We start from the raw sequence: 6,107 nt of genomic DNA, 5'->3' as shown, positions 1-6,107 counted from the left end.
CTGATAGAAGTTTCACTTTATAAAAAATAATGATGAAATTTGCTAATAATTTGGTTATAGTATTGTATATTATTTAAGAATGAGGGAATAAAATGTCGACTAAAACAAAGGCGTCAAAAAAAATTGCTACATATTCACTAATTATTATGGGAATGGGTTATATTGCCACTATGCCGTTTGAAGGTTCATTGTGGGTTGATTTATTACATGGGGGTTTTGAAGCAGGACTTGTAGGTGGGTTAGCAGATTGGTTTGCAGTTACTGCATTATTTCGTCATCCGCTTGGACTACCAATCCCCCATACAGCTTTACTGCCTAAGAATCGTAAAAGAATGTCAAATGGACTTGTTTCAGTATTAAAAAATGACTGGCTTTCTAAGGAAAGTATCCAAGAAAAAGTAAAACATATTCCTTTTACTGAAAAGCTAATTGTCATCATAGAAAAACAGGTACAAACATCTCTTTTTAGAGAAGGTCTTGTTAACCTGATCAAGAAAATGATTGGTTATATAGAAGTTGAAAAGCTCACACCTTTCATTAAAAAACAAATAATATCGACTCTTTCTAACGTTGAAATGAAGAAAATTCTTCAATTGATAAGCTCGCAGCTGCTTAATGAAAAGTTTGATAAGAAAGTTTTGGATCATGTTTTGGAAAAAGCAGATAGTTGGTTAAGACAAGAACAAACGAGTCACCGATTAGGTACTGTTTCCATGAATGTAATCAAAAAAATTGAAGCAGATGGAATGCTTCAGTTTGCTCTAAAATCCATACAAAGTCTGCTTAGCGAGGAAAAACTCGGTAATATTGTGCAAAATCTATTATTAAGTGTTATAAAGAATTTGCAGCAAGAGGGAGAATCAAATCGAGAGGCTTTAGTCTTATATATGAGGAAAGAGATACAAGGTATGAGTGATAATAGGCAGCTATTAGAGGGAGTTGAGAAATGGAAAAATCAACTTCTAACGAAATGGGAGCCTGATCAAACAATATCGGAAAGCCTGCAACAAATACAACAAAAGGCATTAGATCTTGTAGATGACAAAGATTTTATTGATACTTACCTTGCGCCATTGATGAATCATTTACTGCACATTATTCAGGAAAATAGCAAAAACATTGATAATTGGATACAGAAACAAATAATAGTTCTCGTTGAAAATAATCATTCACAAATTGGTAATCTTGTACAAGAGAATTTAGATAAATTAGATAATGAAACACTAGTTGATATGGTGGAAAATAATATAGGAAAAGATCTACAATGGATTCGTGTTAATGGGGCAGTTTGTGGTTTTATAATAGGGATTTTCCTAACAGGAGTAGAAGCCCTGTCTAGGCTAATATAGTATCCTTTATTACTATAAACGGTCGCAATTATAGAGGAACATATAGTGTTGATGTGACTTTATTATTGTTTATTTTGAGGAAAATAGATATTAGGCGAAGAAAATTGAACAATTATTTCTTGAACACCGTTCCATTTCGGAACGGTGTTCTGTGTGTTTAGAATATTAAGATTAAACACCTATATTGTATATGAACAAGGGGATAGGAGTTTCGGAGCGAGCAGCCTACGGAGCTTTATAAGGATAAAGATGAAAATTAAAAATATTATGTTGTTCCTAAATCATTTGGAGATTGGTAATCGACAAAAGAATACAATTGCTCTAAGTGTAAAATATTTAAATGTTTTTGTAACGTAATTAAATTCTAGGAGTTATATAAGTGAAAGGGGTGAAAAGAGATGGACTTTGAGGAAATCTATCGAGAATACTTTCAAGAAGTTTATTTGTTTATCAAATCATTAAGTCACGATGAAAGTATAGCTGAAGAAATTACGCAAGAGGCTTTTTTTAAAGCATTAAAGGCAGTTGAAAAATTCGATGGTTCTAAAGATATTCGAGCTTGGCTTTTTACAATTGCAAAAAATACATATTTCTCATATTACAAAAGAAAGAAAAGGCAAATAGATTCAAATTTACTAGAAGAACCAAGTACGGGAGTTCAAATTGTAAAGCATTTGATGAATGAGGAAGATGCCTTTACTGTTCATCAGTTTCTTCACTTGATGGATGAGCCATATAAGGAAGTCTTTTCACTACGCACTTTTGGAGAATTACCTTATGAGAAAATAGGGAGACTCTTTGGAAAGAGCGCAGGATGGGCAAGGGTGACCTTTTATAGAGCGAGAAAACAAATTATGGAGTATATGGAGGAGATGAATCATGAAAGGGATTAAATGCACAATCATTCAAGATGTTTTACCTCTTTATATTGATGAGGTGGTTAGTCAAGATACAAAAGAGATGGTAGAGGAGCATTTACAGCATTGTGAAGAATGTCAAAAGGAATATGAAATAATGAAACAGGAACTCTACATTCCAGCAGAGAATAAAGCCTCTATTTTTAAAAAAATTAATAAAAAATGGCGTAAGAAAAAAGTGGGAATTTCTATTATTTCTGTTTTGTTAACTACTATTATTTTATTAGGAGCATTTTCATATGTTGTTTATTATGAAACTGTTATTCCATATTCGGAAAATCTAGTAAAAATTGAAAAACAAAATGATAATCAATTGGTTTCCCGTTATTTTGGTGAAAGCTATGCCAGTGTTAATGACATGTTTCCTATGCTACTTGAAATTGATGGAGAGAAAAAGAATGTAAGTTTTATCTTTTATACACAAACAATTGCTAAATCTCCTTCAAGAAATCTTATTAATAATGGAGAACATATTAAGGGACAAGAATATATCTCTCCCTTTTCTGAAAGTGAAAAAATTGATGCTGTGTATTATGTAGATTATGATGTAGAAAAAATCACTGCTGGGAAAGATTCTTGGGATTCAATTTTAGAACGTGCAGTATTGATTTGGGAGAAATAACAGATTTTTTTAAGTAGCTCCTTTCTTATATTAAATAAGAGTATGTTTTGGTTGATTGTTTTCAAAACATACTCTTTCTATTATTAAATTTATTTAGCAGATCATTTTATAGGAAATCCACACAGATTAGCTATATATTTTAAGAGTCACAAAGTGCCACATAGGTGTTACAGATCTACGTGATTTAATCTGAATTTTGATTGTTTTTAATGTGGTTTTAGTTGATTAGAAAAGGTATTTCCTCTCCACCATCGTCTGCAAATCATCCGGCTTCACAAACTCAATCGGTGAGCCCCACATATATTTAGCTGTATTTATCTATGAGCTTCTTACTAAACACTGCCGCCTGTACCTTCATTAAAATGCCATTTCTCTGATGAAAAAAACTGTCCTTTTTTCCTCCTTGGTAAGTCTTTGGGAACAGAAAAAACTATTGCAAATAACACTATTCCCCATATTACAAGCATTAACCCGATAATGGGCAATTGTCCTTTTTGTAAAAATGTCCCCGTTACAGGGATATAAATGAATAGAAAAACATTAAATACGATGGTGACGATAATATGTACTATCGCTCCGGCAGGCACTCCGTATTTCACAAATAAATAAACCATTCGCATTTGCAAAAGCCAATAGACAATAGAAAGAAAAAGTACCAAGATTATTCCTATCATAAGTTCTTTCACCACCTATTTTCTGCTAAGTATATCGTTTTTGGTACTAATCTATAGTTTTAGCTAAAAGGTGATAAATACAATATGTCGAGAGCCGAATGTTAAGTAAATACTCGGATTGCAATAATTAAATATAAAACTATGACTTTTTATCCGGTGATTTTAATTCGAAATATATAAAGTTATAAAAAAGTGAACGAAATCGTATAATCCTATAAGACTAAATTTAATTTGTATTCTTATTCCAATTTACCAAATTCTATCCTGTAAAACAAATTAATAAAATAGTAAGAATGATAAACATCCATTTACTTCACAACATATTTTAGTGATTTATAAATTTGCCTTATCCAGTTTAAAATGGCATACTCCTAAAAACCAATATTTTAAGAGAATATAAAATACAATTAACGGAATAAATGAGGAGTTTTATAGCGCTACTCTTTGTTTTTATAAAAAAATATATTACAAATCTATTAAAATAGTAAAAAAGTGAAACAATTATGACATTTAAAACGTTATATATGTAAAGAAAAGATAAAAAATTTAACATTAGAAAGGATACTTTGGTAAAATAAGAAATATATATAATAATGTTTGCGTTTCGTAACTTAGTTGTGGACTAGGCAAAAATAAATTTCAAAAAAAGAGTGTGGGAGAGAGTATGAGGGGAAAATTACTTTGTTCTTTAATCGTTGTTTTGTCGCTTGCTGGGTGTAGTCAAAGTGTGAACGGCAGTTCTTCAGGTGGAGCGGAAAAAGTTGTTGAGGCAAATCCAACAAAGCTCCTTGATTTAAAGGAAAAAACGTTTCAAACAAATGTAAATTTGATCAACAAATTAAATGGTGAAGCATTAGCAACAATTTCACCGGCAGAGTACAAGGATGAAGCAAAAATAAAAGCATTTGTAAAAGAGCTGGCGAAAAAAGTGGATCAGCCGATGGTTCCAGTCAAGTTGGACGGAAAGGGCGGTCTTACGAAAGGACAGAACAGGATCGTTCTTAATGAAGAAAAGGCGGTAGAACAAATAAAGGGAATTAAAGCCTTTGATAAGAAGATTGAGCTTCCGATTGAGGAAACAGCACCAAATGTATCAGCTGAAGCTGTTAAAGGAATAAGTGACACTGTTATTGGAACGTATACGACGACTTTTGACTCCAGTGTGAAAGGGAGAAGTGCAAATATCGCGTTATCATCTGGTGATATTAATAACTATGTACTTGGACCTGGAGACCGTTTTTATTTTAATTTAATTACTGGACCGAGAACACCTGAGCGTGGGTATCAAAAAGCGATGGAAATTGTAAATAAAGAGTTTGTGGAAGGGTATGGCGGAGGAATTTGCCAAACATCAAGCACATTGTACAATGCTGTTCTTAATGCCGGATTAGAAATTATTGAAGTATATAACCATTCAAGAAATATTGGTTATGTGCCGGTTGGAAAAGATGCGACTGTTGCATACGGTGTAAAAGATTTTAAATTTGCGAATAATAAACCGTATCCTGTCATGGTAAGAGCAATTGTAGGAAATGGCTCACTTACTATTCAAATTACAGCTGCACCACAGGCTGTTAAAAGTTAAGAAATTTTTAAAAGGGGTAATCGTCTAATAGGGCGATTACCCCTTTTTTTATTTTAGTTAAAAATTAACTTGCATATAAAAAAACATTCGCATATAATATAATTATCAAAATGATAATTGATAATTAAAGTGTGAAGCAGATTTGGGGTGTATGTACGTTGGATGAGGAATTTGTAAAAAGAGAAGATGCTTTAAAAAATTATAATGTGAGCGATTATAAAACACCTGACGGATATACGAGTGATATTGCCATTTTTACGATTTCACCGAAAGATGATCAATCACAGGAACAGGTATTAAAGCTTCTGTTAATTAAAAGGGCGATGAAAAATGCGGAAGGTGAACCTAATATCGAAGGCGGGAAATGGGCACTTCCGGGTGGATTTATCGATGCACATAATAAGGAAACAGCGATGATGGCAGCGGAAAGAGAGTTAAAGGAAGAGACAGGAATAGACGGGATTTTTCTTAAGCATTTTGGTGTTTATGATGAAATAGACCGTGATCCACGTGGCTGGATTATTTCAAATGCCCATTATGCGGTCGTGAATGAAAAGCATTTAATTTATAGGAAAGCGTCTGATGATGCACAGGAAGTAGAACTGTTTTCGATTGATGATGTATTTTCTTTGCCACTTGCTTTTGATCATGAACGAATTATAAAAGATGCGTATGAGATGATTAAAGAGGATATGATCCAGACAACAGTCGCGAAGGAATTTTTACCTGAGGAATTTACACTGTCAGAGCTTTGGCACGTCATTGTGAGTGTTGCAAGCCATGATGCGATTGAGACGAATGCGAATTTTCACAGAAAGGCGAGGAACTTAAAATTTATTGAGGAAGCGCTGGATGAGAATGGAAAGGTGAAGACAGCGAAGCGTTTTTCAAAGAAACCGACAAAATTATATCGTTTTAATGATGTTCAAGTATTAAAAAGCATTTATCGTTAAACAATTT

Annotated in this window: 6 protein-coding genes; 5 read left to right on the top strand and 1 reads right to left on the bottom strand. The window is 32.9% G+C overall.

Translation table 11 applies throughout. The features are described from left to right. Positions 1 to 146: 146 nt before the first annotated feature. The 3 genes from BFA01S_RS13045 (at position 147) to BFA01S_RS13035 (ending at position 2,888) form a co-directional block, all read left to right on the top strand. Positions 147 to 1,349, top strand: a complete 1,203-nt coding sequence (locus tag BFA01S_RS13045) for a DUF445 domain-containing protein (RefSeq protein WP_235843022.1) — start codon at positions 147 to 149, stop codon at positions 1,347 to 1,349. Positions 1,350 to 1,747: 398 nt separating this feature from the next. Beyond that, the gene (locus BFA01S_RS13040; RefSeq protein ID WP_066231072.1) at positions 1,748 to 2,242 is read left to right on the top strand and encodes an RNA polymerase sigma factor; all 495 of its coding nucleotides are present in this window, start codon (positions 1,748 to 1,750) and stop codon (positions 2,240 to 2,242) included. Next, complete coding sequence (locus BFA01S_RS13035) at positions 2,229 to 2,888, top strand: zf-HC2 domain-containing protein (RefSeq protein WP_066231070.1); 660 nt, start codon at positions 2,229 to 2,231, stop codon at positions 2,886 to 2,888. Before BFA01S_RS13040 ends, BFA01S_RS13035 begins: the two co-directional genes overlap by 14 nt. Positions 2,889 to 3,220: 332 nt before the next feature. On the opposite strand, the gene BFA01S_RS13030 is transcribed toward BFA01S_RS13035, so the two are convergent. Next, on the bottom strand, positions 3,221 to 3,562 hold the full coding sequence (locus BFA01S_RS13030; RefSeq protein WP_066231067.1) for a hypothetical protein: 342 nt from the start codon (positions 3,560 to 3,562) through the stop codon (positions 3,221 to 3,223). Between the two features lie 664 nt (positions 3,563 to 4,226). Between BFA01S_RS13030 and BFA01S_RS13025 the strand changes: the two genes are divergently transcribed. Together BFA01S_RS13025 and BFA01S_RS13020 are read left to right on the top strand one after the other, a co-directional pair. Beyond that, entirely contained in the window at positions 4,227 to 5,147 is a 921-nt protein-coding gene (locus tag BFA01S_RS13025) for a VanW family protein (protein ID WP_066231064.1), read from the top strand. Positions 5,148 to 5,305: 158 nt separating this feature from the next. Continuing rightward, positions 5,306 to 6,100, top strand: coding sequence for an NUDIX hydrolase (locus tag BFA01S_RS13020; RefSeq protein ID WP_066231062.1), 795 nt, complete (start codon positions 5,306 to 5,308; stop codon positions 6,098 to 6,100). The last annotated feature ends 7 nt before the right edge of the window (positions 6,101 to 6,107 follow it).

The organism is Metabacillus fastidiosus NBRC 101226 (assembly GCF_001591625.1).
GTDB lineage: Bacteria > Bacillota > Bacilli > Bacillales > Bacillaceae > Metabacillus > Metabacillus fastidiosus.
This window is presented reverse-complemented; position numbering and strand designations above follow the sequence as displayed.